At 53.2% G+C, this 26,327-nt stretch carries 26 protein-coding genes; all 26 read right to left on the bottom strand.

Annotation, left to right across the window (positions count from 1 at the left end; all coding sequences use genetic code 11):
* Nucleotides 1-32: 32 nt before the first annotated feature.
* The gene (locus CHH75_RS07585) at nt 33-560 is read right to left on the bottom strand and encodes a hypothetical protein (RefSeq protein ID WP_230875698.1); all 528 of its coding nucleotides are present in this window, start codon (nt 558-560) and stop codon (nt 33-35) included.
* Between the two features lie 72 nt (nt 561-632).
* A complete protein-coding gene (locus CHH75_RS07580; RefSeq protein ID WP_095265657.1) occupies nt 633-1,640 on the bottom strand; it encodes an acrylyl-CoA reductase family protein in 1,008 nt (335 codons plus the stop codon).
* A 390-nt stretch (nt 1,641-2,030) separates the two neighbouring features.
* Nucleotides 2,031-3,485, bottom strand: a complete 1,455-nt coding sequence (locus CHH75_RS07575; RefSeq protein ID WP_095265658.1) for a nicotinate phosphoribosyltransferase — start codon at nt 3,483-3,485, stop codon at nt 2,031-2,033.
* A gap of 159 nt (nt 3,486-3,644) precedes the next feature.
* On the bottom strand, nt 3,645-4,187 hold the full coding sequence (locus tag CHH75_RS07570) for a cysteine hydrolase family protein (RefSeq protein WP_095397872.1): 543 nt from the start codon (nt 4,185-4,187) through the stop codon (nt 3,645-3,647).
* 90 nt (nt 4,188-4,277) lie between these two features.
* Nucleotides 4,278-5,063, bottom strand: a complete 786-nt coding sequence (locus CHH75_RS07565; RefSeq protein ID WP_095265660.1) for an NUDIX domain-containing protein — start codon at nt 5,061-5,063, stop codon at nt 4,278-4,280.
* A 187-nt stretch (nt 5,064-5,250) separates the two neighbouring features.
* On the bottom strand, nt 5,251-5,700 hold the full coding sequence (locus CHH75_RS07560) for a YlbF/YmcA family competence regulator (protein WP_095265752.1): 450 nt from the start codon (nt 5,698-5,700) through the stop codon (nt 5,251-5,253).
* Between the two features lie 65 nt (nt 5,701-5,765).
* Nucleotides 5,766-7,325 carry a tRNA (N6-isopentenyl adenosine(37)-C2)-methylthiotransferase MiaB gene (miaB, locus tag CHH75_RS07555; protein WP_095265661.1) on the bottom strand — a complete coding sequence of 520 codons (1,560 nt, stop codon included), beginning with the start codon at nt 7,323-7,325 and terminating at the stop codon, nt 5,766-5,768.
* Between the two features lie 273 nt (nt 7,326-7,598).
* Nucleotides 7,599-8,171: a phosphate propanoyltransferase gene (gene pduL / locus CHH75_RS07550; protein ID WP_095265662.1), complete on the bottom strand. Its 573-nt coding sequence runs from the start codon at nt 8,169-8,171 to the stop codon at nt 7,599-7,601.
* Between the two features lie 174 nt (nt 8,172-8,345).
* Nucleotides 8,346-9,302, bottom strand: a complete 957-nt coding sequence (locus CHH75_RS07545) for a dipeptidase (RefSeq protein WP_095397871.1) — start codon at nt 9,300-9,302, stop codon at nt 8,346-8,348.
* Between the two features lie 106 nt (nt 9,303-9,408).
* Nucleotides 9,409-9,669 carry a stage V sporulation protein S gene (locus CHH75_RS07540; protein WP_006211249.1) on the bottom strand — a complete coding sequence of 87 codons (261 nt, stop codon included), beginning with the start codon at nt 9,667-9,669 and terminating at the stop codon, nt 9,409-9,411.
* Between the two features lie 126 nt (nt 9,670-9,795).
* Nucleotides 9,796-10,590: a TIGR00282 family metallophosphoesterase gene (locus tag CHH75_RS07535; RefSeq protein ID WP_176475495.1), complete on the bottom strand. Its 795-nt coding sequence runs from the start codon at nt 10,588-10,590 to the stop codon at nt 9,796-9,798.
* A 90-nt stretch (nt 10,591-10,680) separates the two neighbouring features.
* Nucleotides 10,681-12,222, bottom strand: coding sequence for a ribonuclease Y (gene rny, locus CHH75_RS07530; RefSeq protein ID WP_176475494.1), 1,542 nt, complete (start codon nt 12,220-12,222; stop codon nt 10,681-10,683).
* Nucleotides 12,223-12,575: 353 nt separating this feature from the next.
* Nucleotides 12,576-13,319 (bottom strand): regulatory protein RecX, encoded by a 744-nt coding sequence (locus CHH75_RS07525; protein WP_095397868.1) that lies wholly within the window; start codon nt 13,317-13,319, stop codon nt 12,576-12,578.
* Between the two features lie 88 nt (nt 13,320-13,407).
* A complete protein-coding gene (recA, locus tag CHH75_RS07520; protein ID WP_095265753.1) occupies nt 13,408-14,475 on the bottom strand; it encodes a recombinase RecA in 1,068 nt (355 codons plus the stop codon).
* Nucleotides 14,476-14,808: 333 nt separating this feature from the next.
* A complete protein-coding gene (locus CHH75_RS07515) occupies nt 14,809-16,074 on the bottom strand; it encodes a competence/damage-inducible protein A (protein ID WP_095397867.1) in 1,266 nt (421 codons plus the stop codon).
* Between the two features lie 365 nt (nt 16,075-16,439).
* Complete coding sequence (gene pgsA, locus CHH75_RS07505) at nt 16,440-17,021, bottom strand: CDP-diacylglycerol--glycerol-3-phosphate 3-phosphatidyltransferase (RefSeq protein WP_095265668.1); 582 nt, start codon at nt 17,019-17,021, stop codon at nt 16,440-16,442.
* Nucleotides 17,022-17,282: 261 nt separating this feature from the next.
* Complete coding sequence (locus tag CHH75_RS07500; protein WP_095265669.1) at nt 17,283-17,774, bottom strand: YajQ family cyclic di-GMP-binding protein; 492 nt, start codon at nt 17,772-17,774, stop codon at nt 17,283-17,285.
* 163 nt (nt 17,775-17,937) lie between these two features.
* On the bottom strand, nt 17,938-18,117 hold the full coding sequence (locus CHH75_RS07495; protein WP_095265670.1) for a hypothetical protein: 180 nt from the start codon (nt 18,115-18,117) through the stop codon (nt 17,938-17,940).
* A gap of 75 nt (nt 18,118-18,192) precedes the next feature.
* On the bottom strand, nt 18,193-19,119 hold the full coding sequence (locus CHH75_RS07490) for a helix-turn-helix domain-containing protein (RefSeq protein WP_095265671.1): 927 nt from the start codon (nt 19,117-19,119) through the stop codon (nt 18,193-18,195).
* A 38-nt stretch (nt 19,120-19,157) separates the two neighbouring features.
* Entirely contained in the window at nt 19,158-19,925 is a 768-nt protein-coding gene (locus CHH75_RS07485) for a DUF3388 domain-containing protein (RefSeq protein ID WP_095265672.1), read from the bottom strand.
* Nucleotides 19,926-20,131: 206 nt separating this feature from the next.
* The gene (locus CHH75_RS07480) at nt 20,132-20,386 is read right to left on the bottom strand and encodes a DUF3243 domain-containing protein (RefSeq protein WP_095265673.1); all 255 of its coding nucleotides are present in this window, start codon (nt 20,384-20,386) and stop codon (nt 20,132-20,134) included.
* Nucleotides 20,387-20,490: 104 nt separating this feature from the next.
* Nucleotides 20,491-21,261, bottom strand: a complete 771-nt coding sequence (gene ymfI / locus CHH75_RS07475; RefSeq protein WP_095265674.1) for an elongation factor P 5-aminopentanone reductase — start codon at nt 21,259-21,261, stop codon at nt 20,491-20,493.
* The gene (gene yfmH, locus CHH75_RS07470; RefSeq protein WP_095265675.1) at nt 21,258-22,541 is read right to left on the bottom strand and encodes an EF-P 5-aminopentanol modification-associated protein YfmH; all 1,284 of its coding nucleotides are present in this window, start codon (nt 22,539-22,541) and stop codon (nt 21,258-21,260) included. The genes ymfI and yfmH overlap by 4 nt, the downstream gene beginning before the upstream one ends.
* A 3-nt stretch (nt 22,542-22,544) precedes the next feature.
* On the bottom strand, nt 22,545-23,825 hold the full coding sequence (gene yfmF / locus CHH75_RS07465) for an EF-P 5-aminopentanol modification-associated protein YfmF (protein WP_095265676.1): 1,281 nt from the start codon (nt 23,823-23,825) through the stop codon (nt 22,545-22,547).
* 125 nt (nt 23,826-23,950) lie between these two features.
* The gene (gene sleB, locus CHH75_RS07460; protein WP_095397865.1) at nt 23,951-24,763 is read right to left on the bottom strand and encodes a spore cortex-lytic enzyme; all 813 of its coding nucleotides are present in this window, start codon (nt 24,761-24,763) and stop codon (nt 23,951-23,953) included.
* A 327-nt stretch (nt 24,764-25,090) separates the two neighbouring features.
* Complete coding sequence (locus CHH75_RS07455; protein ID WP_095397864.1) at nt 25,091-26,197, bottom strand: glycoside hydrolase family 88/105 protein; 1,107 nt, start codon at nt 26,195-26,197, stop codon at nt 25,091-25,093.
* Between the last annotated feature and the right edge of the window lie 130 nt (nt 26,198-26,327).

The following is a 26,327-nucleotide window of genomic DNA, read 5'->3' as shown; positions in this document are numbered from 1 at the left end:
CAGCGGCGCTAACGCGCCGCTGTTGTGGTTCATTATGGGCTTGACCGCCGTGGTGACTCTGCCAGTATCGTTTCGGCGATGCTTTTTACCTGCTCGGTATACTGATCCGTTTTATCTCCGGTCGAGGTGTATACGATCGCAGCATCCCGGTCGCTGATGACCAGATTGTGCATTCCGGCGTTTTGATGATCTCCTTCGCCGCCGTACAGCTCCTCGATTCCACGTTCACGAGACGCTTCATCCTGGTACACATGCACGGTGATCAACTGGCTGGAATCGTTATTGATGCGGTATTGGTACGTCATATTTCCCACTTCATCTTCCACATAGTTCTCGTTGGTCAAGCGCATGTTCTGTTCACGGAAGGCCATCTGCAAGTCTTCCAGAAAACGGCCATTGAGGCCGCGTCCGGTCATTTGGGACTCGCGGGTCCCCTCTTCATACGCCTGCATATTGTATTTTCGCGCCTCTTCTTTGGCTACCTGCTTAGTACAGCCGATCATTGCGGAAGCCATGACCACGCTGATCAGAACGATCAGCATACGCCGATAGATCATCATAAGTCCCCCTTCCTGTACACGTGCTCCTTGTCTTAGGATGGCTGCGGAGGAAGAACATTATGCGAATGCCTTCTACTTTTCGACAACAATGACACTGCGGCCGATGGCCTTGCCTTGAAGAATATTATGCAGCAGCTCGGGCAGCTGATCAAGGTTGTACTCGGCGATCCCGTGAGCAAGCACCTGCTCCGGCTTCCATTCGTTGGCCAGCCGCGACCAGATCGCTGTGCGCCGCTCCATCGGGCAATATACCGAATCGATGCCAAACAGCGATACTCCCCTCAGGATGAACGGATAGACCGAGGACTCGAACGAGCGCCCTCCCGTCATCCCCGACACGGCGACAGCGCCGCCGTATTTCACATGTTTAAGGATTTCCCCGAGCCGAGCGCCTCCTACCGGGTCTACGGCCGCAGCCCATCTCTGATCGGACAGCGCGCCTTTCCCGCTTCCGGCCGCCTCGTCTCTGCTCACCACTTCGCTGGCCCCGACGGATCGCAGCCAATCTGCCACGTCCGGCTTGCCAGTCGCAGCTGTGACATGATAGCCGAGGCGACTTAATATGGAGACGGCAAAAGAGCCCACACCACCAGTAGCGCCCGTGACCAGCACCGGGCCCTGATCCGGACGGAGACCGCTGCGAAGCAGCGCGTCCACGGATAGCGCCGCTGTGAAGCCGGCTGTTCCGATCGCCATCGCTTCCCGGGCGAGCAAGCCGCTCGGCAGCGGCACCAACCAGTCGCCCCGGACTCTGGCATATTCGCTGTATCCGCCATCATGGGATACCCCGACCTCATATCCGGTGCACAATACCTTATCTCCCGGCTGAAAGTCGGGATGGGATGAAGTCATCACCGTCCCGGCCAGATCAATCCCCGGAATAAACGGGTATTTGCGAACGATTTTTCCTTCCCGTATACTGGCAAGACCATCTTTATAATTGACGCCGCTATAGGAGACCTTGACTGTCACATCCCCTTCCGGCAGCTGATCCAGCGTCCATGGCTCGATCCCGCCCCGGACACCGCCGTCCTTCTCCTCTCGCAGCACAAATGCCTGAAATGGTGTATCCGCGCGCATGACAACCACCCTTTCCCTTATTGTTTAACCTGCATCTCGGACATTTAAGCAGACGGGGGCTGCTGCCCTGCTATCTGTCGAAGCCGCTGCAAGGGGGCGCACAATTTGGCGCTTCCTGCGCTTTCCCGAGAAATAATTTCCTATTGGTTATTTGCGTATCTGCTGCCTACTACAGTACCATCTGTTCAGCTTGGATGTCAGTGACCGATGATACGCCTTGCCTAGCCCAGCATTGCCCTTCATTCGTCTGCAAGATGCCAGTCAATCACTCCAGGAGACCCGCTGCTTGTGCCAAACCGCCTGCCGGTTGATGTAAACCAAACGCCCCGGCGCAGCATGAGAACATCTGCACAGGAGCGTTAGGTATCGCTGCCTTAGATATGATGATGTTTAATCTTCACTATGTTCCATCAGTTCAGCCATCATTCGCTGCTTGACCTCCCATACCTCTTCGCTCAAGTTCACCCGGTAAATCTCCGGGTTCAGCTTGCGCAAATATTCCGGCCAGAATTGATCCAGCTGGGTGTCATGGTAGGCCCGAATCTCCTCCAGCTGCGGAAGCTCATACACAAGCTCTCCCTGAATAAAGATCGGCGTCAGCATCGGAACAGCTTCAAAGTTCTTCACATTCTTGCGCATGTATGGATGCAGCGGGTTAAACAGCTTGAGCTTGCCGTTCTCCGGCGGCATCTCTTCATGCGGGAAGCAGATATAATCGGCGATGGCTTTCCCGCTGCCATTGGAGATGATGCGATACACCTCTTTTTTTCCCGGTGTCGATACTTTCTCCGGATTGGCCGATATTTTGATGGTCGGTACCATCTTGCCGTCCACCTCACGCTCCACCAGCTTGTAAACCCCGCCCAGCGCCGGCTGGTCCGCTGCCGTAATCAGCTGGGTGCCCACGCCCCAGGTGTCGATCTTGGCGCCCTGCGCCTTCAGATCAAGAATCGTTCCCTCATCAAGATCGTTGGAGGCGACAATGCGGACATAATCAAGACCGGCGTCATCAAGCATTCTGCGCGCCTGAATCGAGAGATAAGCCAGATCGCCGCTGTCAAGACGGATCGCATTCATCCGCTTGCCCTGCGCCTCCAGCTTTTTCGCGGTGTTGATAGCATTCGGTATTCCGCTCTTCAGCGTATCAAACGTATCCACCAGCAGCGTGACCTGATCCGGCATCACCTGGGCAAAGATATCAAATGCTTCCTGCTCGCTTCGGAACGTCTGCACCCAGGAATGGGCGTGTGTCCCTTTCGTCGGAATCCCGAACTTCTCCCCGGCCAGCATGTTGGATGTCGCGTGAAAACCGGCGATGTAAGCGGCTCTGGCTCCCCATACGGCCGCGTCTGCCTCCTGGGCACGGCGGGTCCCGAACTCCAGCAGCGTGTCATCCCCGGCCACCTGACGAATTCTGGACGCCTTCGTTGCGATCAGCGTCTGGAAGTTCATAAAGTTCAGAATGGCGGTTTCGACCAGCTGCGTTTCGAAGATCGTTCCTTCCACCCGAATGAGCGGCTCGTTCGGAAATACAAGCGCGCCCTCCTTCATGGCGTGGATGCTGCCCTTGAAGCGAAAGCGTCGCAGCTCCTCCAGAAATTCCGGCTTGTACTGCTCCTCCTGCTTCGCTAAATAGGCGATATCATCATCCGAGAAGGAGAGGGACTGAATGTAATTCACGATTCTCTCCAGTCCGGCGAATACGGCATAGCCGTTGCCAAACGGAAGCTTTCTGAAATAGGCTTCAAACACCGCCTTCGTGTTATGAGAGCCGTTAATCCAATGAGCGTACATCATATTAATCTGATATTTATCCGTATGCAGGGCCAATCCCGCTGTCATCATCACGATCATCCTCCAGTTGCCCGGTCCATATATGTCTCTCCGGGAGGTTCGTACAAGTTGAACAGCAATGAACGGTTTAAAGTCAACCGGGTATAAGGACTTCCGACCGCTCTGGCGTTCTCTTGTCTAGTTCTTCGTTCAACTTATACAGCTGTCAATTTAAACGCTGCGAACGACGCTGGCGCCAAGGCTGCCGCTGAAATGACCCAAAGCCCACTTGTGGCCCTCCGGGTTAAAGCTTGCGACCGCATCCTCATACACGGTAATATGATACCCTCGATTGTACGCATCCACCGCAGTGTGAAGCACACAGATGTCGGTGCAGACGCCGATCAGATGAACCTCGGTAATACCGCGCTCCCGCAGCTTCTGATCCAGATCGGTTCCGCAAAAAGCACTGTAGCGTGTTTTGTCCATCCAATAGATCTGCTCTTTGCGCGCCTCGTACACATCCTTCAAAGCGCCGTACAGGTCGCGGCCACTGGTTCCCCGGATATTATGCGGAGGAAACAGCTTCGTCTCCGGATGATAGGAATCATCGCGCTCATGAAGATCCACCGCCATCACCACATAATCCCCTTGATCACAGAACGATTCTGTCAGCCTGGCGATCGTAGGCTCAATCTCGATTGCCGGCTTGCCGACCGGAAGATTCCCGTCCACGAAATCATTCGTGAAATCAATCACGATTAAAGCTTTCATCCATCAACACTCCTTTGCCATCGATTGGAATGCAACTTGTTCCTTACACTTAACGACAAGCTGACTTGGAGTCCGGCTGCAGCTGAAACTTTACGTATAAATGGACAGCAGCGGCGAATGGTCCGTGAACCGGTACAGCTGCGCCGGCCGCTGGGAATACTGATTCGAGCTGAGCGGATTGCCTTCCTCGTCCCGAACCTCCTCCAGAATTCCTTTTCTGCTGCGGGTGGAGGTGATCTTGCGGATAAAGTTCGGCTCATTAAATTCAGGCACAACCGTTTGAATGACCTGATACAGCTCGCTTAATGTAAAATGCTCCGGCAGAAATTGTCTGGCAATGGTCGTCTGCAGCATCTGCAGCTGAATTTTCCGATAAGCATCCATAATGATCTTGCGGTGGTCAAACGCCAGCTCCAGTTCTTCCAGCGCCTCTTCCATCGTGAACAGGCCGACTTCCTCAGCATCATCCGCCGCCTGTCGATGCTCCAGCATCCATTCCTCCACCAGGGCAAAAAAAGCATGGCTGATGATCCAGCCCCGAGGATCGCGCCCCGGCGCGCTGTATACCCCCAAATATTCGAGATGACCGCCATCCACGCCGGTCTCCTCCTTCAGCTCACGCTTGGCCGCATCGTAGATGGACTCACTCTCGCGGCAAAATCCGCCCGGCAGTGCCCACATGCCTGCAAATGGCCAGGAGCGGCGCCGAATGAGCATGACCTTCAGCTCCCGAATCGGCAGCGTCTTGGTCACCGTCTTCCGTTCCCGCTTCGTGAGCGTAAACATGACTATATCAGCAGGAACCCCGTCCGGTGTTCGATATTTCTTGCCGCTGCTCTTCGGCTTCTGTTCATGATCCGTCATTTCCATCACCATAACTATTATTTTGATAATTTCATTATGACATATTTGTTTGCATTGTCAAGATATATTGACTTTATTTTAACAGGATTATGCAGAAGTTCACCTTTAACTTGCCCTGCTGCTCTCTGTTTTACCGCATCATTTATGTAGGAAGGCACATAAAGCGAAAAAAGGCGCGGAACCAGTCCGCACCTTCTCCTTACCCGCAGCTGCTCGGCGGCATGTCTTTCCCGGTTTCCACATTGACCTTCTCCGAAACGGTGTCATGGATGACCGAAACGACAAGTTGTAGCAAATAGTTGATGTCGCTTTGGGTTTGCTGGAATTCCACCACAAGCGGAATGCTGTCGATCTCGTCCTGCAGCTCTTCGATTTCCCGTTCAATCTTCGCCACCATCTCCTGGTTCTTGAAGGTTTCGAAAGCGACGATTTCTTTCTGCTTTTTCTTAATCTGCTTAATCAAATCCTGCACGCGCTCATGATTGCGGATTTTTTCCTCCGCCTGCTTGAACATTTTGACTTCTTCACTGGATGAAATCAGCTCGGCCAGCTCTTCCGCCTTGGCCATAATATCGTCGCGAATAATCAATTCTCTTGTATTGTAGCTTGTCATTCCGTACGCGTTCACACGACCATGCTCTTGTGCCACATTCATCGCTCCAATTCTATCCTCAATTCGGTTATTGTTATTCCTGAATCCGTTGGATTGCTTCGTTATACCGCATCCGGCGTACTGACCGGCTCCGGTACCATTTCCCCTTTAATATACCATGTTTTTGGATCGGTAATTTGTACATGGACAAAGCTTCCGATCAGATCCGCCGTCCCTTCAAAATGAACCAGCTTGTTCGTGCGGGTGCGGCCGGACAGCATCGATTCGTTGTTCTTGCTGACGCCTTCCACAAGCACTTCCACCGTCTGGCCCATCAGTCGGTCATTGCTCTTGCGGCTGAACTCGTTAATCGCTGCGTTAAGACGCTGCAGACGCTCGCTCTTGACCTCCATCGGAACATTGTCCTCCATCACGGCGGCCGGTGTCCCTTCACGAGGCGAATAGATGAACGTAAAGGCGGAGTCGTATCCGACCTCCCGCACCAGCGAGAGCGTCTCTTCAAACTGCTCATCCGTCTCTCCCGGGAAGCCAACGATGATGTCGGTGGTAAGCACCACGTCCGGAATTGCCGCCTTGATCTTGCGGACCAGCTCCAGATACGATTCGCGGGTGTACTTGCGGCTCATTTTCTTCAAGATTTGCGAGCTGCCGGACTGCACCGGCAGGTGAATATGCTCCACCAGATTGCCGCCTTTGGCAAGCACCTCAATCAGATGGTCATCAAAATCCCGCGGATGAGAGGTTGTAAACCGCACGCGCGGAATATCGATCTTGTGAATGTCATCCATCAGATCGGCAAATGTATAGTTGATATCGGTAAAATCTTTTCCGTAAGCATTGACATTCTGACCCAGCAGCGTAATTTCCTTATAGCCCTGACGCGCCAGTTCACGCACTTCGGCGATAACATCCTCCGGTCGGCGGCTCCGCTCCTTGCCCCGCGTATAAGGGACGATGCAGTACGTGCAGAACTTGTCGCAGCCATACATGATGTTCACCCAGCCGCGAAGCCCTTCCCGCTTCTTCGGCAGGTTCTCCACGATGTCGCCTTCCTTGGACCATACCTCAACCACCATCTCCTTGCTGAACAGCGCCTCCTGGATGAGATGAGGCAGACGGTGAATGTTGTGTGTGCCAAAGATCAGATCAACGAAGCCGTGCTTTTGCAAAATGCGTTTGACGACCGCTTCCTCCTGCGACATGCAGCCGCAGACGCCCAGCAGCAGATCCGGCTTCTCGGTCTTCAGATGCTTGAGATGCCCCAGCTCGCCAAACACCTTGTCCTCGGCATTCTCTCGAATGGCACAGGTGTTCAGCAGAATGATGTCCGCCTCTTTGCGGTCCTCCGTAGGCGAATAGCCCATCTGCTCGAGCAGCCCCTTGATCGTCTCGGAGTCATGCTCATTCATCTGGCACCCGTACGTATACACCAGATAGTGCTTGCCCGCGCCGATGCCCTTCAGCTCACTAGGAACCGCGGTATCGTACAGCACCTCGACGCTCTGTTTGCCACGCTGCTTCTCTTGTCTATGGTTAGGCTCCGATAGAATATTGATTTCCCTGCCGTTAATGCGGATTCGCTTTCCGTTCTCGTCCTCGGAGAGAATCTTCGCACTGGAAAAATCAAAATACTTGGAGTAGTCCTTCGTTTCTTTGGACATGCAACAGGTCACTCCTTATGCTCCGTTAAATCTCTTGTAATCCGATTGTATAATTTTGTTATGAAAAGCGGCCAGATAGGCACTGTTTTTAATTATATCATGATCTTGAGGGCTAAGCTACCATACCGGGGCGATGATTTGCCCGGCATACAGCAAAAAGAGCCGTCGGATCAAATGGCATGATCCCGGCTCTTCAAGCGAGGCGGCCCTGGACGACATATACAGCCGTTTTCGTCAGCTCCAAGGTGCACCTTATTCGATTCTCAGTATGTGTTAGTCCACGATTTCCGCAGTGTCCCCGGTTCTTGCGCCGGCTGCATTCGCTTCGTCGGTATCGATATGCATATCGAGGGCGAAGCTGTCGGATACGCGAGCAATGACGTTCTCGAACACAACGCCGCGCTCACCGCCCAAACGGACTTTCAGCAGATCTTTATCTTTAATGCCCCATTTCTCGGCATCGGATGTATGGAAATGAATATGACGGGCAGCGATGATGACCCCTTGGTCAATCGTAACTTCGCCAGCCGGCCCTTTAATCGTAATACCTGGCGTTCCCTCAATGTTGCCGGATTCGCGTACAGGTGCCTTCACACCAAGCGCGAAGGAATCCGTAAGGGAGATCTCCAGCTGGGTTGCAGGACGTGCAGGTCCCAAAATTCTCACTTTATCAAATTGCCCCTTCGTGCCGATTACCGCCACCGTTTCGTTAGCAGCGAATTGTCCAGGCTGGGACAATGGCTTGAATTCCGTCAATTGATATCCTGGTCCGAACAATGTCTCAATATGTTCTTGTGTCAAATGGATATGGCGGGCAGATACACCCACCGGTACAGTTTTGCTCACCTGACTCACTCCTTGTTTTTCTCTATATGCTGTACATGCCACCACCTATTATACTCTCTATTACCCAAAAATAAAAAGGCAGACCGATGACATCGTTCTGCCTTTTGCCCGATTTCGTGACTATTTATTGAAAATGAGGCGGCTAACACCGAATTCCGGTGCTCGCTGCGCGCGTCATGATTTTTCACTATGCATCGCCGGCAGGTTCGCTTCCAGAAACCGAAGGGCATTGCCGGACATCCAGCCCTCGACTTGGGACGCCGAATAATGCTTCAGCAGCAGCTCTGCCAGATCCGGATAAGCGCCGGGATGCTCCAGCCCCCTGACCCACTCGTCAATCCCGTCAAAATCAGAGCCGAACATCAGGTGCGCTTCGCCGCCCAGCTCGCAAATCTTCTCAATATGAGGCAGCACATCCTCCATCTTTACCAGGCCTGTACCGTTCTTGATGAACCAAGGGACAAACGTAACACCAACAAGCCCGTTTAGCGCGATCACCGCCCGGATCTGATCATCGGCCAGGTTCCGGGGATGGGGACATACCGAATCGGCATTGGAATGAGAAGCGATGATGGGCGCCTGCGTCAGCTCGGTCAACTCCCAGAACGATGCCCGTGACAGATGGGATACATCCAGCAGCATGCCGATTTCGTTGCACCGCTTCACCAGTTCACGACCGCGCCGGGTAAGCCCGCCGTTTCGCTTCTCCATCGCCCCGTCCGCCGCCCAGTTGGCATAATTCCAGGTGACGCCGAGAAAGCGAACGCCAAGCTTGTATAGTACGTCGACATAAAACAGCTGCCCTTCCAGTCCATCGGCCCCCTCCAGAGACAGCAGCCCCCATTGCTTGCCTCCCTGCCGGATGTTATACACCTGCTCTTTCCACTGCAGCCACTCCAGATGTCCGGCACGATGGATCCGATCGCGGAACACCTCAATCTGGGCAAGGATTCGCTCCATCGAAGGCTTTCCGTACTGCTCGGACAAGAACACGGCAAACACCTGAAGGTCGAGGGAGCCTTCCTCCATTCGCTTTAACGTGACGTCCATATCCGGAGCATCAACAAACGAAGCCTGCGGATTTTGCCACATTTTGCTGAGTGCATCACAATGAAAATCGACCACCCGCATCCCAAAGGTCCCCCTTCATCAAGGAATATATCGATTCACAGCAAAAAGCCTGTTTACATCCAGGTGCAGCCCCCGCAGGTAAACAGGCCAAACGTCACTTCCAACATTATCTAGGTTCTACGATCAATTTAATCGCCGTCCGGTCCTCGCCATCAATCACAATATCCGTAAAAGCAGGAATACAGATCAAGTCCACCCCGCTCGGTGCTACAAATCCCCGGGCAATCGCTACCGCTTTAATAGCCTGGTTCAGTGCTCCCGCCCCAATCGCTTGCAGCTCCGCTCCGCCGCGTTCACGTAGAACCCCAGCCAGCGCTCCTGCCACTGAATTCGGATTGGATTTGGCTGAAACTTTTAATACTTCCATGGTAAGTACCTCCCCTGGGAATGTTGAGTGATCGTTTGCTTCTGCTTAGTAGATGTTATTCGTGAGAGGAGAAAAAATTCCTTCTTTTTGTTGGTGTCCTACATTATTAACCGTTTATAGCGCCCTTCAATCCATCCTCCATTCGTCCTCGTAAAGGCGAATTTTTTCAATTTTGCGAGCTTTGCCTGTCGCTTCATCAATATCTGCATAGACGGCATGAAAATGCCATTTCCCCTCATCCACCTGGAACCGGGCCGGAAGCTGGGTTTTGAACTTGTACAGCACCGCTTCGCGCTGCATGCCAAGCACACCTTCCTTCGAGCCTACCATGCCCGTGTCGGTCAGATAGGCCGTTCCGCCCGGCAGAATCGTGTCGTCATTGCTCTGAACATGGGTATGCGTGCCGACCACCATCGACACCCGTCCGTCGAGATGCCAGCCCATGGCGATTTTCTCCGATGTCGCCTCAGCATGGAAATCAACCAGAATGGACTTCGTTTCCGCTCGCAGCTCATCCACGATGTCATCTGCCGCACGGAATGGACAATCGATCGCCGGCAGAAACGTTCTTCCTTGCAGATTCACAATCGCCAGCTGCTTGCCGTTGCCCTTAACGATTGTATATCCTCTTCCCGGTGTTCCCGGCGGGAAATTGGCCGGCCGAACCATTCTCGGCTCATCGTCGATGAATTCGAATATGTCCCGGTTGTCCCATGTATGGTTGCCCATCGTAATTCCGTGAACGCCCAGATTAAAAAACTCATTGGCAATGGCAGACGTAATGCCCCGTCCAGATGCCGCATTCTCCCCGTTGGCAATGATGATATGCGGATTATATTTGCTTTTCAGTTCCGGCAGACAGGCCTTCAATGCCTTGCGCCCCGTGCTGCCGACGATATCTCCGATGAATAAAACGTTGATGTCAATCACGCTCCTTAGAATACGCTGTGTGTTCCTTCTGCGTCTTAATGAAAAAAGTGGCCGGGTTGCGGCCACTTTCGGACTTTAAGCTTATTTCGCATAATCGACTGCCCGGGTTTCCCGAATGACAGTGACTTTGATATGACCTGGGTAGTCAAGCTCATTCTCAATGGTCTTCGTAATATCACGAGCCAATCGGAAAGCTTCCGCATCATCGATTTTATCAGGCTGTACCATTACGCGAACCTCACGTCCGGCTTGAATGGCATAGGATTTCTCCACGCCTTCGAACGATTCCGAGATCGCCTCCAGTTTCTCCAGACGTTTGATATACGTCTCAAGCGTCTCTCTTCTGGCACCCGGTCTTGCTGCCGACAGTGCATCAGCCGCTCCAACGAGCATGGCAATAACCGAAGTTGCTTCACAATCACCGTGGTGAGAAGCAATACTGTTGATAACCACCGGATGTTCCTTGTACTTCTTCGCCAGCTCCACGCCGATTTCAACGTGCGAACCTTCCACTTCATGATCCAGCGCTTTACCGATGTCATGCAACAGCCCGGCACGTTTCGCCAATACAATGTCTTCCCCGAGCTCTCCTGCCATCAGACCGGCAAGATAAGCGACTTCCATCGAGTGCTTCAGCACATTTTGACCATAGCTTGTACGGAATTTCAAACGGCCCAGGATCTTGATAAGATCCGGATGCAGTCCGTGCACGCCAACCTCGAAGGTGGCCTGTTCTCCATACTCGCGAATGCGTTCGTCCACTTCCTTGCGGGATTTCTCCACCATTTCTTCAATACGCGCCGGGTGAATCCGACCATCAGCCACCAATTTCTCCAAGGCTGTACGGGCAATTTCGCGGCGGATTGGATCGAAACCGGACAGAATCACCGCTTCCGGTGTATCATCGATGATAAGATCAATCCCGGTCAAGGTTTCCAGAGCACGGATATTGCGGCCTTCACGACCGATAATACGCCCTTTCATTTCTTCATTCGGCAGTGTAACTACCGACACCGTAGTCTCTGCTACGTGATCGGCAGCGCAACGCTGAATGGCAAGCGTAATGATCTCGCGCGATTTCTTGTCGGCTTCTTCCTTCGCTTGCTGCTCGATCTCTTTGATCATCTGAGCCGTCTCGTGGCGAACTTCCTGCTCAACATTGCTTAAAATAATGCTGCGTGCATCTTCCATGGTGAGGTTGGAAATACGCTCCAGCTCGGTCACCTGTTTTTTGTAGATCAAATCAATCTGCTGCTGGGTTTCTTCAATTCGTTTCTCTTTGTTCGCCACTTGTTCTTCTTTACGTTCCAAAGATTCTATTTTTTTATCCAGCGATTCTTCCTTTTGCAACAATCTGCGTTCCTGCCGTTGAATTTCATTCCGGCGCTCGCGAGTGTCTTTTTCAGCCTCGGCCCGAATTCTAAAGACTTCGTCTTTCGCTTCGAGGACCGTTTCTTTCTTCAGCGCTTCAGCTTCCTTCTTTGCATTCTCAACGATCTGCAAAGCGGCTTCCTCCGCACTGGAAATTTTAGCTTCTGCAAGGGATTTGCGAATAAAATAACCGAACCCAAAGAATATAGCGGCTACAACGAGAACGACTATGATCCAGATCCATGTCTCAATCATCTGATCACCTCCTCGTTGGTTCCTCCAAGGCATTCCTTGGGAATGTGCAATTGTCAGGTTACTCATTCATTCATACATAAAATTCCGGCAGATGAAACTGCCTCCCCACACGTGTTTGTCCACACGTAAAGCCCGCCTCTACAGCGGCTCACATTTCGTTATGATGAATTGGCGAATCAAGAATCTTTCACAAAACAGTCGCTTTTTTGGAAGGAAAAAGGCTACTATTTCATGTTACAGATTCATGTTTATTTTAGTATTGATGAAAAGATATTGTCAAGGGAAAGCGCTGGGGGAAACAGCAGCCATCCACCAACGCTTCCAATTCTGGCAGCGGAAGACGAGTTCAATTACACGAAATCGTCTTCCAAGGCATCCTCATCCACTTCCTCAAACTCTTCGTCAATCAGCCGTTTCAGCACCTGGCGCACCTGTTCTCCGCCGAATCCTCTGCGCATGAGGAACGCCCCTGTCTTGCGCTTTCTGTCGAGCGACTCCCCCTTCGTCTGCTGCCACTTCTTGCGGCCTATGACCAGCGCGCTCTCCAGCTCTTCCTCCGGGCTGACCTCGCCGAGCGCCTCCGCAATCATGCCGGACTCAATCCCTTTCTGTCTCAGCTCCTGCTTCACCCACAGCCGGCCTTTCTTGTGGCTGGTCATGCGCTGCTGAGCCCACATCCTGGCGTATAGGCCATCATCGACCAGCTTTTCCCGCTCCAATCGCTCCAGCGTGTGGTCGATGCTTCCCTGCTCCCAGCCTTTCTGCTGCAGCCGCTGCGCAATTTCCTTCGACGTTCTCGGCTTCCGCTCCAGATACCGCAGCGCCTCTACATAGGCGCGATGCCTTTCATCCGCGGCCACAATTTCCTCCAGCGCATCCTTCCGGAAGACAGCCCCCTTGATCATCCGGTATTTAATCATGACATCCTCATGAACGGATAACGTATAGGGGCCAAATGAGATGAGGTAGCGATAGCGCTGCTTCTTCATCAGCTCGACCGCAGTGATAACCAGATCTTCATCTTCCGGAAAAGCGGCCAGTCCCTCAGCCTCGGCCTCCGTCTGCTCCTGCTCTCTATAGCTGTCGTTCTTCATCAAGCTCTCCTTCCTCGTCCTGAATAAAGAAGACCGCCCGGTGCGTGCACACTGGGCGGTCCCGCTTATGTGGTGAAGACGTTAGACTTTAGGCATTGTCCACTTCAAATAACGCTTGCTCCTCTTGCTCCTCTTGCTTCTTCTCGCTCTCGGAAACCTCTGGAACAATGGTTGTCAGATTGCTTGCTTCCCGAATCTTCTGCTCAATCACTTCGGCAATTTGCGGGTTCTCTTTCAGGAACTGCTTCGCATTTTCGCGGCCTTGTCCCAGACGATCGCCTGCATAGGAGTACCAGGCACCGCTCTTATCCACGATATCCAACTCTGTGCCGATATCGATAAGGCTGCCTTCTCTGGAAATTCCTTCACCGTACATAATGTCCAGCTCAGCCTGCTTGAAAGGCGGAGCTACCTTATTCTTCACAACCTTGATGCGCGTGCGGTTACCCACAACGTCGTTGCCCATCTTAATGCTTTCCACACGGCGCACGTCGAGACGAACGGTGGAATAGAACTTCAACGCACGGCCGCCAGGAGTCGTTTCCGGGTTGCCGAACATCACGCCGACCTTCTCGCGAAGCTGGTTGATGAAGATCGCGATCGTTTTCGATTTGTTAATCGCACCGGACAATTTACGCAACGCTTGCGACATCAGACGCGCCTGCAAGCCGACATGAGAATCCCCCATGTCCCCTTCAATTTCCGCCTTCGGCACGAGAGCGGCAACCGAGTCGATCACGATGATATCCACCGCGCCGCTGCGCACGAGCGCCTCAGCGATTTCGAGCGCCTGCTCCCCTGTGTCAGGCTGGGACAGCAAGAGCTCGTCAATGTTGACGCCCAGCTTGCTGGCATACGACGGATCAAGGGCATGCTCGGCGTCAATAAACGCAGCTTGTCCACCGGTCTTCTGTACCTCGGCAATCGCATGCAGCGCTACCGTCGTTTTACCGGAAGATTCCGGTCCATATACTTCAATAATCCGGCCTCTAGGCAAACCGCCGGTTCCTAATGCTATATCCAATGCCAGCGAGCCGCTTGGCACAATCTCCACTTGCATGTGGGTGGATTCACCCAGCTTCATGATCGAACCTTTTCCGAACTGTTTCTCTATCTGACGAAGCGCCATCTCCAGCGCAGCACGACGATCTGACAATTCTTCCACAACCCTTCACTCTTGATATTATTATCATACCTTGTTTTGACACGTTTGCCAAGCTTTTTTCGAACATACATTCGTCTTTTTTTCGCGCGATCGCCTCCTGATGCGCTGCTGCCGCTCTCGTCCGCAATGACAAAAAACCGCGGCAACATCGTTTGATATGCCACGGTTCTTCCGTACTTCTACTATACTTGGTTCCGCTTGGGAATTCAAGCAGCCTTGCCAGCGCGAAGCGCGAGGATTGCGAATCCGCAAGCCGCCGCGCCAGGCCCTGATCCATACATTTACATCCAACGCTTGAGGATATCTGCAAAAGCGGCAGCCGGATCAGCTCTCGCCGCGAGCAGCCATCAGTCGCCGCCACAGCCGGTAGAGCAGCGCTTTGGTCGCCCGGATTCGAATCGTCTCCCGGTTGCCCTGCAGATGAAGCTCATGCACCTCTGTCTCTTTGCCACGCTCGGCCAGCCCGATGTAGACGAGGCCCACCGGCTTGCGCTCGGCATAACCGGGACCGGCCACTCCGGTAACCGACAAGCCGAAATCGCTGTCCGTAATCATGCGCACATGCTCGGCCAGCACCTCGGCCACCTCCCGGCTGACCGCTCCGGGCGCTCCCTCGCCTTCCAGCAGCCCGTGCGGGACATGGACGAGCTTCTCTTTCATCTCGTTCGTATAACATACGACCCCGCCGCGAAACATCGTTGCACTGCCGGGTACGGAGGTGAGGCTTTCCATCACCAGCCCGCCCGTACAGCTCTCCGCCGCGCTCAGCGTCCAGCCCCGATCCGCCATCAGATCCACGATCACCTTCTCGATCGGCACATCTTCGCTCGCATACATAAACGCCGAGGCGCGCTCCCGAATCTTCGCTTCCAGCCCGTCAAGCTTGTCCATCGCCTCTGATTCGCTTGGCGCTTTGGTTGAGGTCCGTACCGTGACCTCGCCTTCCTTGGCGTATAATGCGATGGTCGGGTCCGTCTGGGCCGTGATCAGATCCTGAAGACGCTCGTCCAGGGAAGACTCGCCGATGCCGGCGAACTTCAGCATTTTCGAGTAGATCGGCTGCTCATGGGTAAGCACATGCTGCATCAGCCACGGCTTCGCCTGCTGTTCGAACATCGGCATCAGCTCTTTCGGCGGGCCCGGGAGCACTATATAATGCACATCGTCAGAGCTTACGGCGTTGCCAACGGCAAGTCCGGTCTCGTTGGGCAGCGGTGTGCCTCCTTCAATAGCGAGCGCCTGCCGCCGGTTGTTTTCCGTCATCGGAGTGCCCCGCTCCCTGAAGAAGCGCTCGATGGCGTCCATCGCCATCCGGTCGATGTGCAGTGTGCGTCCGAGGAATGCCGCCAGCGCATCCTTCGTCAGATCATCCTGGGTCGGGCCAAGCCCCCCGGACAGCAGAACGATATCCGCCCGGCTGCTCGACAGGCGCAGCGCATCCTGAATACGCTCCAGGTTATCCCCAACCACCGTCTGATAATATACGTCAATCCCCAGAGCGGCCAGCTCTCGGGAGAGATACTGCGCATTCGTATTCACAATTTGCCCCAGCAGGAGCTCTGTTCCCACCGCAATAATTTCCGCTTTCATAACGACCATCCTCCTGTGCAATCACCTATATGCATGTTATTCACCCCAAAGATGCCCGGATGAAAACCGGTTATCCTTCCCTCAATTCCCTTAGTCTGGGCCAATATGCAAAGCCAAATGCCAACCTGCAGCCATAGGAAAACCGGCAACCCTAACAGCCTTGGTGTCTCTTCTGCCATCTTCCTCGGGGGGAGCCTCTGCCTCTTCACCAACATGGCTCCCGGCACGTTGGTGCTAATACACCTCGACCATCGCACCTGGTTGGAAAAGGACCTCAGCTTCACTGGACAGTGAAATGAGGTCCTTTCCTTAGCAAGCCGGATGTGTCCCCGTCATCCTAGGCACGATATGAGCGCAGCCTTTCATTATGCTTCCTTGAGCAAATGCCGGTTTTTGACAAAGTATTCCACGCCTGAGTAGATCGTAATCAAGGCCGCGGCCCAGATCGCGATATCCCCGAACGGAATATGCAAAAAGACAAACGGAAAGTCATTGATCAGCAGCGCCACAATGGCTACAATCTGAATCGTCGTTTTAATTTTGCCCGACTGTCCGGCCGCCATGACGGCACCGTCGAGCAGTGCAATCTGGCGCAGTCCCGTCACCGCAAATTCGCGGCTGATAATAACGATCGCAATCCAGGCATCGCATTTGCCCATCGCGACAAGGGAGATCAGAACGGCCGCCACCAGCAGCTTATCCGCAAGCGGATCCAGCAGTTTGCCGAGGTTCGTGACCATGTTGTTCTTGCGTGCCAAATAGCCGTCAATGCCATCCGTGCTGGCAGCCACAATGAAGATAAACGCTGCGATGAGCTGATTGAAAGGCAGCTCGTAGTTATACCACACCAGCGGAGCCGGGTAGAAACCAAAGTCAACGAGCAAAAAAACCATCATCAGCGGAATGAGACATATTCTCGCAATCGTTATTCGGTTGGGTAAATTCATGAAGCAACCTCCCTCACCTGGGGTTGTCTCGAGAACTCAGCCAATCTGCCGACCACTCGGGCAAGCATAACCATCATGTTCATGTATCGAAGAGGCTGTAATAAGCGTTCGTCGCTTTCCGTCATATTCATCCCCCAATAAGCTATGTATAAGTAATTACTGATATATCGTTTTTTAGTATAATGCTTTGCCTGTTGCGATGTCAAAAAGCGCCGTTACCCTTGACACCGCGCCCGCAGGAGGGGGATTATCGGGCGCTGCTTATTTCAAATTGGTGAATTGCAGATCCAGCGGCAGGTCCGCTTTGAGCAGCAACTGCATGACAGCCTGAAGATCATCCCGGCTTTTGCCTGTAACACGAATCTGATCGCCTTGAATCTGGCTTTTCACCTTCAGCTTCGAGTCGCGGATCAGAATGTTGATTTTCTTGGCATTCTCCTGATCAACGCCCTGCTTGAGCGACAGGCGCTGACGAACCGTCCCCATGGCCGCAGGCTCCACCTTGCCGTAATCTACGTTTTTAAGCGATAGACCACGCTTCACCATCTTCGTCTGCAAAATATCGATCACCGCATTCAGCTTATATTCATCGTCCGACGTAATGACCAGCACATCTTTCTCCAGGCTCAGGCTGCTCTTGCTGCCTTTAAAATCGAACCGGTTGCTGATCTCCCGTTCCGTCTGGGTAACCGCGTTGTTCAATTCCTGCATATCCATCTTGGATACAATATCAAATGAATGTTCCGAAGCCATACCATAACCCTTCCTTTCCTATCATTGTGTTCTTCTATTATAGGTAAAACCAAGGGTCAAGTCTAATTAACCTGTCACCTGACACATAATCTTCGCAAGCTTGACCACAGCCTAAAAAGACCCCGTTTCCAGCTGGCACGCCGAAAACGAGGTCCTGTCACAATTACGTCTGCTCCTTCGGCTCCTGCCGCAGTATTTTGCCGCGGAACATGCTCAGAATGCCAAGCACCACATGAGCCAGCCCGAAACCAAAAATACCATATCCCCATGCGTTCGGGATCAGATAATAGCCAAGAAGACTGACGATAATCCCTAAACTAACCACAATCCAGTTCACTGACATTTACATTCGCCCCACTTTACGGAAATGGATAACAGCACACACGATGCTATTTAATATTTCCCAAGCGGAAGCAAATTATTCGCCGTTCGTGTCCGTTTCCGTCGAAGCATCTGCTGCCTCCAGCACGATCCGTGAGGTTGTTTTTCCGTCCGTAACCTCATGCCCGCCTACCGTGATGGTGGTGGCTGCAGAATAACCCGATTTAATGTACATGCCTTGGCCGTCCAGATCATAGCTTACCGAAGCGCCATTTTCGAGATTGTCAAAATAAAGCCGCTCCCCTTGGGAGTTGGTGCCGCGATATACTTCAACCCAGCTCTTGCCATCGCTCGAAGCAGAGATCTCGACCTTCACGCCGGCTCCCGCTACCTTGAAGAAGGTGCGGTTGCCCTCGGTCCGATCCTGCGTTACCGTAGCTTGACCGACAGGCTCCTCCGGCTCATCCACCGATTCAGTCTCGCCGCCAGCCGCATCCGTTCCCGGTTCTTCCCCGCCTGCGCCGCCGCCTTCCTGATCGCCAGGTGTTTCGCCATCCGGATTGTTCTCGCCTTGGTCTGCCGGTTCTTCCTGCGTCACCGGCGGATTCGTGGCCGGCGGCGGGTCCGTCTTCGGATTGTTCGCCCCTGATGCATACCAGTAAATAACCGCAATAATCAGAATCGGAAAGGTCCACATGAGCAGCGTCGGCAGCCAACTCATGCTCCGGGACGATTCGGATCTGCTGGCCCGCTTCTGAATGACCGGCTCCATCGTCGATTCCGGTTCATTCCGCGGCACATCCTGCTTGTGCCCCTCCAGCAGTTCATCCGGATTTATCCCAACCGCCTCGGCATAGGTTTTAATAAAGGCACGCACGTAAAAACTGCCGGGCAGCACTTTGTAATCTCCCGCCTCGATGGCTTCCAAATATCGCTTTCGTATCTTTGTTATTTCCTGCACGTCATCCAGGCTCATTCCCTTCTGCAGACGCGCCTCTCTTAGTTGCTGTCCCAGTTCGGACATGCCATCACCTCCTATGAAAAATCATGAATATCCCTTAATTACAAATCATCATTATAAGAACCGGTGAACGTATCATAAACGATTTCTTCATCCGGATTGTTTCGCAATTCAATTAAAATATCAAAGTCATCATAAGAATATTCAGACTCACGCACAAAAATATCAGGATGCTCAATAACTTTTGTGCTTTCCATCTGCATCAGATCCTGCAGCAATTGATAATGCTTTTCGTTCGAGCGGATCGTGCTGACAATGCCGTCCACGATAAAAATGTTGTTCGGGCTCATCTCCTCTTCGGACAGCTGGCTGCGAATCGTCTGGCGCAGCAGCGTCGAGGAAACAAACGTCCAGCGCTTCATCGCGCACACGCTGCCCGCAATGATCGACTCCGTTTTGCCGACACGCGGCATTCCGCGCAGTCCGATCACCTGATTGCCTTCCCTCTTGAACAATTCACCCAAAAAGTCAACAAGTAAACCGAGCTCATCACGCGTAAAACGAAACGTTTTACGATCATCCGAGTCCCGGTCGATATATCGTCCATGCCGCACAGCAAGAATGTCCACCAGTTTCGGCGGTCTCAAAGCCGTGACGGTTATATTCTCCACTTTATTTAACATTCTGCCCATGAGCACAATTTTTTCTTCATCATCGGTCTCAATCAGCATGCCTCTCGTTTGCCCTTCGACACCGTTAATGGTCAATATGTTGACCTCCAGCATCCCCAGCACCGAAGCGATGTCACCGAGCAGACCCGGGCGATTCTTATGTATTTTATATTCCATGTACCATTGGTTCGATTTCAACGACAGACACCTTCTTCGGACTTCTATTCCATCATCTTTCGACATAATCAGCTCCTAAACAACCGCTCAGAAAGTCGAAATATAAAATGGGTCACGTTAATGATATATAAAATAAAATTGAAAGGCAAGTACAAAGGGATAACATGAACTTAACGATCTTGTTACTTGACAAAAAACCCCCGAATCGGGGGCTTTTCAATGACTCGTTACGCATTGTTTTTGGCGAGTTTCACCATCAGGCGGGCGATCACGTGACGCTCTTCATCGTTGCCGACATCCCACAATTCCTTCAGCGCACGGTTGGAAGCGTTTTGCGGGTCGACCTTCTCGTCAAGGAAGTCGCCGATCTCATAAGCAAGCTGAGCGATCATATCCTCGCTCATCCCTGATTTTTCAGCCTGAACGACACGCTCGCCAAGAAACTTCTTCCAGGAATCAAAGTTCTTGATTACGGATGACATGGTTTAAATCCTCCTTTTGCATTGTGGCGATAAAGTCACAATACTAATATGTCCCCATGCCAGAGCCGTTATGAGTGGTGAAATGCACCACCCGCTCATTCCCTTCAGGTTACCCAGCCGCCGTTCGGGCTGATGATTTGTCCCGTAATATATCCGGATTCAGGCAGCGCCAGAAAATACACCAGCGACGAAATTTCATCCGGCTGCGCCAGTCTCCCTGCCGGAATCTCCTCCTGCAGCAGCCGGATATCCTCCGGCTCCAGATGGTCCAGCATCGATGTATCCACCGCGCCGGGCGCCACCGCGTTGACGGTCACGCCCGACGGAGCCAGCTCCTTGGCGAGCGCCTTCGTGAAGGCGTTCACCCCGCCCTTGCTCGTTGAATACAGCACTTCACAGGAAGCGCCGGACATGCCCCATACGGACGAGACGTTGATAATTCGGCCAAAGCGCTGGGAAACCATTCGGCCCATAAAAGTCTGGGTACACATAAACAGCCCTTTCAGGTTGATGGACATCAGTGAATCCCATTCTTCCTCCGTCACGTCCGATAACAATCCGTAATGCGATACCCCGGCGTTATTCACCAGAATATCCGGTTCCATGCCGTGGGCCTCCAGCTTCTCCCTCATGCGCACAATCTGCTCCTTGTCACTCAGGTCCGCGGAGACCGTCATCACCTTCGCCCCATGTGCCATGCAGCGCCGAGCGACTTCGTTGGCCGCCTCATGGGAATTGCGGTAATGCAGGACAACATTCATGCGAACCGAGGCAAAGCGCTCGGCAATAGCTGCGCCGATCCCTCTGCTCGCTCCCGTCACCAGGACGGTCATTTCCCCGATCGGTTTCAGATCCTCTCCCATCATTTCACTCATGCGGGGCTCAATACGACAGAGACGGCCATCTGCTCCCAGTCCACATGTTCGGCCAGCCGCTGGTTGACATCCTCAAGCGTAATGGATTCATAGACCGGCAGCACCTTGAACAAGTCAGCGCCTCTGAATTGATAGCGGGTAAATTCATGGGCGATATTTTCCGGGGAATTGAGCATGCGCAAATATCCGCCCATCTTTTTCTTGCGGGCCCGCTCGAAATCCGCCGCCTGGAAGCCGGCAGACTTCAATCTGTCCACTTCCTCACGAATGCGCGAAAGCAGCAGATCCGGGTCCTTCGTATCTCCGCCTACCGCAGAAAAAGCATACTGCGGCGAGCTGTTATATTCATGGCCGAAGCTGTCGGAGATCAGATCCTCATCGTAGAGCTTCTGATACAGCTCGGTGCTGGAGCCAAACAGCAGATCAAGCATGATCTTGGTCGTCAAATCCCGCTTCAACTGCTCCTCGCCCGTCAACCCGACCTGCTTCTCCTTGAAGCCGAACAAGCATTTCGGCAAGGATACGGCAAGGCGGCTCTCCTTGCGTTTCTGGGCAACCTCCTGCGGCTCCGGTTCGAACAGCCGTTCAATGCTTCCCTGCTTCTCATAGGATTTACGTGCCTGGTTGCTGCGAACCCATTCCATCGTTTCCTCCGGATCCACCCCGCCGACAACAAACAGCAGCATGTTGCTCGGATGGTAGAAAGCGTTGTAGCAGGTGTACAGATCCTCCTTTGTGATCGTGCCGATCGACTCCACGGTGCCGGCGATATCGATGCGAACCGGATGTTCCTTATACAAGGCCTCAATCAGGCCGAAGTAGGCCCGCCAGTCCGGATTGTCCTGATACATGTTGATTTCCTGGCCGATGATGCCCTTTTCCTTCTCCACATTTTGATCGGTAAAATACGGGTTCTGGACAAAATCAATCAGCGTCTCCAGGTTGTCTTTAATGTTCTCCGTTGCCGAGAAGAGATACACCGTCTGGTCAAAGCTCGTAAACGCATTGGCCGATGCGCCGCTCGAGGCAAACTTGGCAAAAATGTCGCCCTCCGGCTCCTCAAACATTTTATGCTCCAGAAAATGGGCAATACCGTCAGGCACCCGCACCTCATTCTGGCCTTCTACGCGGAAATGGTTGTCAACCGATCCGTACTTCGTGGCAAAGGTGGCATAGGTTTTCTGGAAGCCAGGCTTCGGCAGCACATATACATGCAGTCCGTTATCCATCGCTTCATAATACAGCGTTTCCTGCAGATTGTCATAATGAATGCTTTGCACCGGCTATTCCTCCTTTTGGCCTTTCAAGAAGTAGATCGTATCCAGCGTAAACGCTTCGGCCGCCTTCTTCACATCATCCACGGATACCTCCGCGACCTGGGCCAGCATATCATCCGGCGAGCGCTCGCGTCCCGACAGCTGACGGTTGAAATCGTAAGCGATAATCTCAAATGCCGAATCCTGCATCTCCTTGATCACATTCCGGATCATCGCCTTCGTCTGCGACAGCTCCAGATCGGTGATCGCACCCGCTGCCATATCATCCAGCTGCTTGCGGATAATATCGACCGCCTGATCAAAGTTTTGCACCTCGATCCCCGATTGGATCGTGGCAATCCCCTTGTGTCCGTCGTAACGGGAGGAAGCGTAATAAGCGAGGCTCGCCTTCTCGCGCACGTTCACGAACAGCTTGGAATGCGGATAACCGCCAAGGATGCCGTTATACATCAGGGCAGAAACGTAGTCATCATCGCCATACGTAATCGACCCGCGAAGACCCATGTTCAGCTTGCCCTGGTTAATGTCGAGCTGCTCGATCACGGTCTCGGCCTCGCCGGCTGCCTGCCGAATGACAGAAGGCGCGTACTCGACCTCAGCGGTCCGATTCAGCTTGAAATGCTGCTCAACAAGCGCCTTGACCTCCTCAAGCGATGTATCGCCCACTACGTACAGATCCAGAGAAGATTGCTGCAGCCAGGCCTGATACGCCTCATACAGTCCCTCCGGCGTAATTCCGTCCAGGTCTTTGCGCTCCCCGAGCGGGTGCAGGCGGTACGGCTCGTTTTTGCACATGACTTCAATACAGCGCTCTGCCGCATACCGGATTTTGTCATTGACGATGGATTCCAGCTTCTTGCGCACCGTATCCCGTTCCGTCATCACATAGGATTTCCGAAATGCGCCGTTCTCCAGCACCGGCTGCGTGAACGCTTCTCCCAGGAAGGAAAAGGACGAAGCCAATAAACTTTCCGGACTTTGTACAAAAGAATCATTGATCGTATCCATCCGGAAATGGACGATCTGGTAATCACCGCGTTTGTACACATCAAATCCGAAGCCCGCGCCATACAGCTGCTCCAGCCGTTCACGGAAAGCCCGCGTCTCCGGATAGGAGACGGTCCCTCTCCGCAATACAAACGGTGTGAGCGCCGTGGAGGTGACGGTATCTTCAGCCAGCGGCGTTCCGGCATACAATGAAATCGCAAATGTTTTAAAACGGCGCGTTGGCAGCACATGAATACGGATGCCTCCGGCGACGCCGTGTTCAAATTCCGCTTTTGTCAAGGTTCATAACTCCCTTAGCTCAAGGATTGGTTTTGCCATCAATTCCCTCATTCGTTAACTTTCATTCTAACCTAAGCCAAAGTGAAGAAGCAACCGAAGACAAGCCTCGGTTGCTCCTGATACGGCTACATACAGAAGATGTGCTGGCCTATCGTTTTAACCTGAGGCCGTGACCAGATCCACTTGGACGTGGCTGTTCTTGGGTTGAAGTAATAGAGGCAGCCACCCGATGGGTCCCAGCCGTCGATCGCCTGCATAACCGCTTTGCGCGCCTGTTCGTTCGGCTCCAGCCAGATCTGTCCGTCCGCCACGGCCGTAAACGCTAGCGGCTGGAAGATCACGCCGTGAATCGTGTTCGGGAATTCCGGGGATCTAACCCGGTTCAGAATGACCGCAGCGACGGCAACCTGTCCTTCAAACGGCTCTCCGCGGGCTTCACCGTATACGGCGTTAGCCATGATCTTCAGGTCATTCTCCGATAGCCCCATCGTATTGGCGGAGCCCAGATTGCTGTTGATGTTGTCAGCGGCCTGCTCGCCGCCGCCTCCTCCGCCACCTCCGCCGCCTTCATGTTGCTTAGGCTCGGTCGGCTTCCAATCCTTCGTGGCATTGTACAGCCGCAGCTTCACCTTCGGACCGACAATCCCGTCAACTTTCATTCCGAACTCGGACTGAAACCATTTCACAGCTCCTTGTGTTTTGGAGCCGAACACGCTGTCGATCTTCCCATGATAGAAGCCCAAATATTTCAGACGCCCCTGCAGCTCGTAAACATCCTCACCGTAAGAACCGAATTGCAAAATGGCATCGCTGAAGCTCGGCAACGCTTCCTGGGCGGGATACTCGCTGTCTGCCATCTTGAACCTGCCCGGAATCACCAAAGTCGCCGACACTAAAATCGCGATGGCCATCAGAAGCCAAATTTTCGAGTTTTTCATGCTGCGCTCTACCTTTCTCTTGTGGTTTAACAGGATTGCTAAGGTTATTATGACAACACTGCCAGTTTCCTATGCACTCCATGCCTTCACCCCGTCGCATTCATGAATGCCAACAATTGACCTCCGATTTTATAGAATAAAAAAAGCCGCTCCACAAGGGAGCGGCAGCGCTTACAACAACCTTTCGCCCGCGGCCGAGAAAAAGTCCGTCCGCCTCTTCACAGGCTCCATGCAGCCATGACTGTCAGCCACATGGACCGCAACGTCGCATCCACCGTATAAACAGATACACCTATAACCAGGCCACTTCTATTCGAACTACCTGGCCTAGCTCTCGCTGCGTCCGATCTCGACACAGGCCATGACAAAGGCGCCGACACCGTGCAAATCATTCTCGCTGCGCGGCCGTTCTACATAGTGCTTATAATCTCCTACGCCTGTTCCTATACAAATCTCCGGCAGGACCAGGAGGCCTTTGTCATTGTTATAGACAGTCCGAAGCAGACCTTCAAAGCCTCGATTGGCCGCTTCCTTGAAGGAAGCATCGAGGCAGGACAGCCGCGCTCCCTTAGCCAGGGCATACACAAACAGGCTGGTGCAGGACGTTTCGAGCCAGTTGTCGGGCCGGTCGCCTTTGTCCAGCACCTGATACCACAGCCCGCTCTCAGGGTCCTGGTAACGCACCAGCGAACCGGCAAGATCGCGCAGCGCCTCCTCCAGCACACCGCGGCCTTCATGGCCAGCTGGAAGCATATCTAGAAACTCCACAAGCGACAGCGCATACCATCCAAGCGCCCTGCCCCAGAATTCCGGCGAGCGGCCGGTATCCGGATCGGCCCACGGCATCTTCTTGCTCTCATCCCAGGCATGATGGTACAGCCCCGTCTTCTCATCCCGGGTATGGGTCCGCATCAGCTTCTCCTGATACAGCACCTGCTCAAACAGCTCCGGTCGGTCATAACGCAGGCCATACTGCATCGTGTACACTCCGCCCATGTAGAGCCCATCCAGCCACATTTGGTACGGATATTTGTCCTTGTGCCAATAGCCTCCCTCGGTCGTCCGGTTCATCGTGGACAACAGATGCAGCAGCTTATCGGCAGCCTTTCGGTATCTGCTGTCCCCGAACGCCTCATCCAGCTCGAGCAGCAGGAGACCGGCCTGCACCGAGTCCAGCTCGCCCCGATCGAGCAGCAAATTGCCGTGCTCGTCCACGAGATGATTCACATAGCCTTTGATATAATCCAGATATTGGTTATCACCCGCAACCTTCCACAGCTGGAACATGCCGACGAGAAATACCCCCTGATGATAATGCCAGCGTCCAGCGGGCGGCAGCTCCTCCGGAGTGTACGTTTCCATAATGGCGCGGCAAGCTTCGGCGGCCGCCGTTAACGGCGATAATTGGACCTCTTTCTGCGCTTGATTGGACATCCCTTATCTCCCCTTTTCCATTGGTTCAGGATTTTCGCTTCTTCGCTTCTTCGTATGATGCAGGACCTTCATTGATGCATGGTGCCCGCTGCTGATGATTCAGTGATAGTACACATAACGAGGGTACACA

The sequence above is a fragment of the Paenibacillus sp. 7541 genome (assembly GCF_002276395.1).
GTDB lineage: Bacteria > Bacillota > Bacilli > Paenibacillales > Paenibacillaceae > Paenibacillus_AQ > Paenibacillus_AQ campinasensis.
This window is presented reverse-complemented; position numbering and strand designations above follow the sequence as displayed.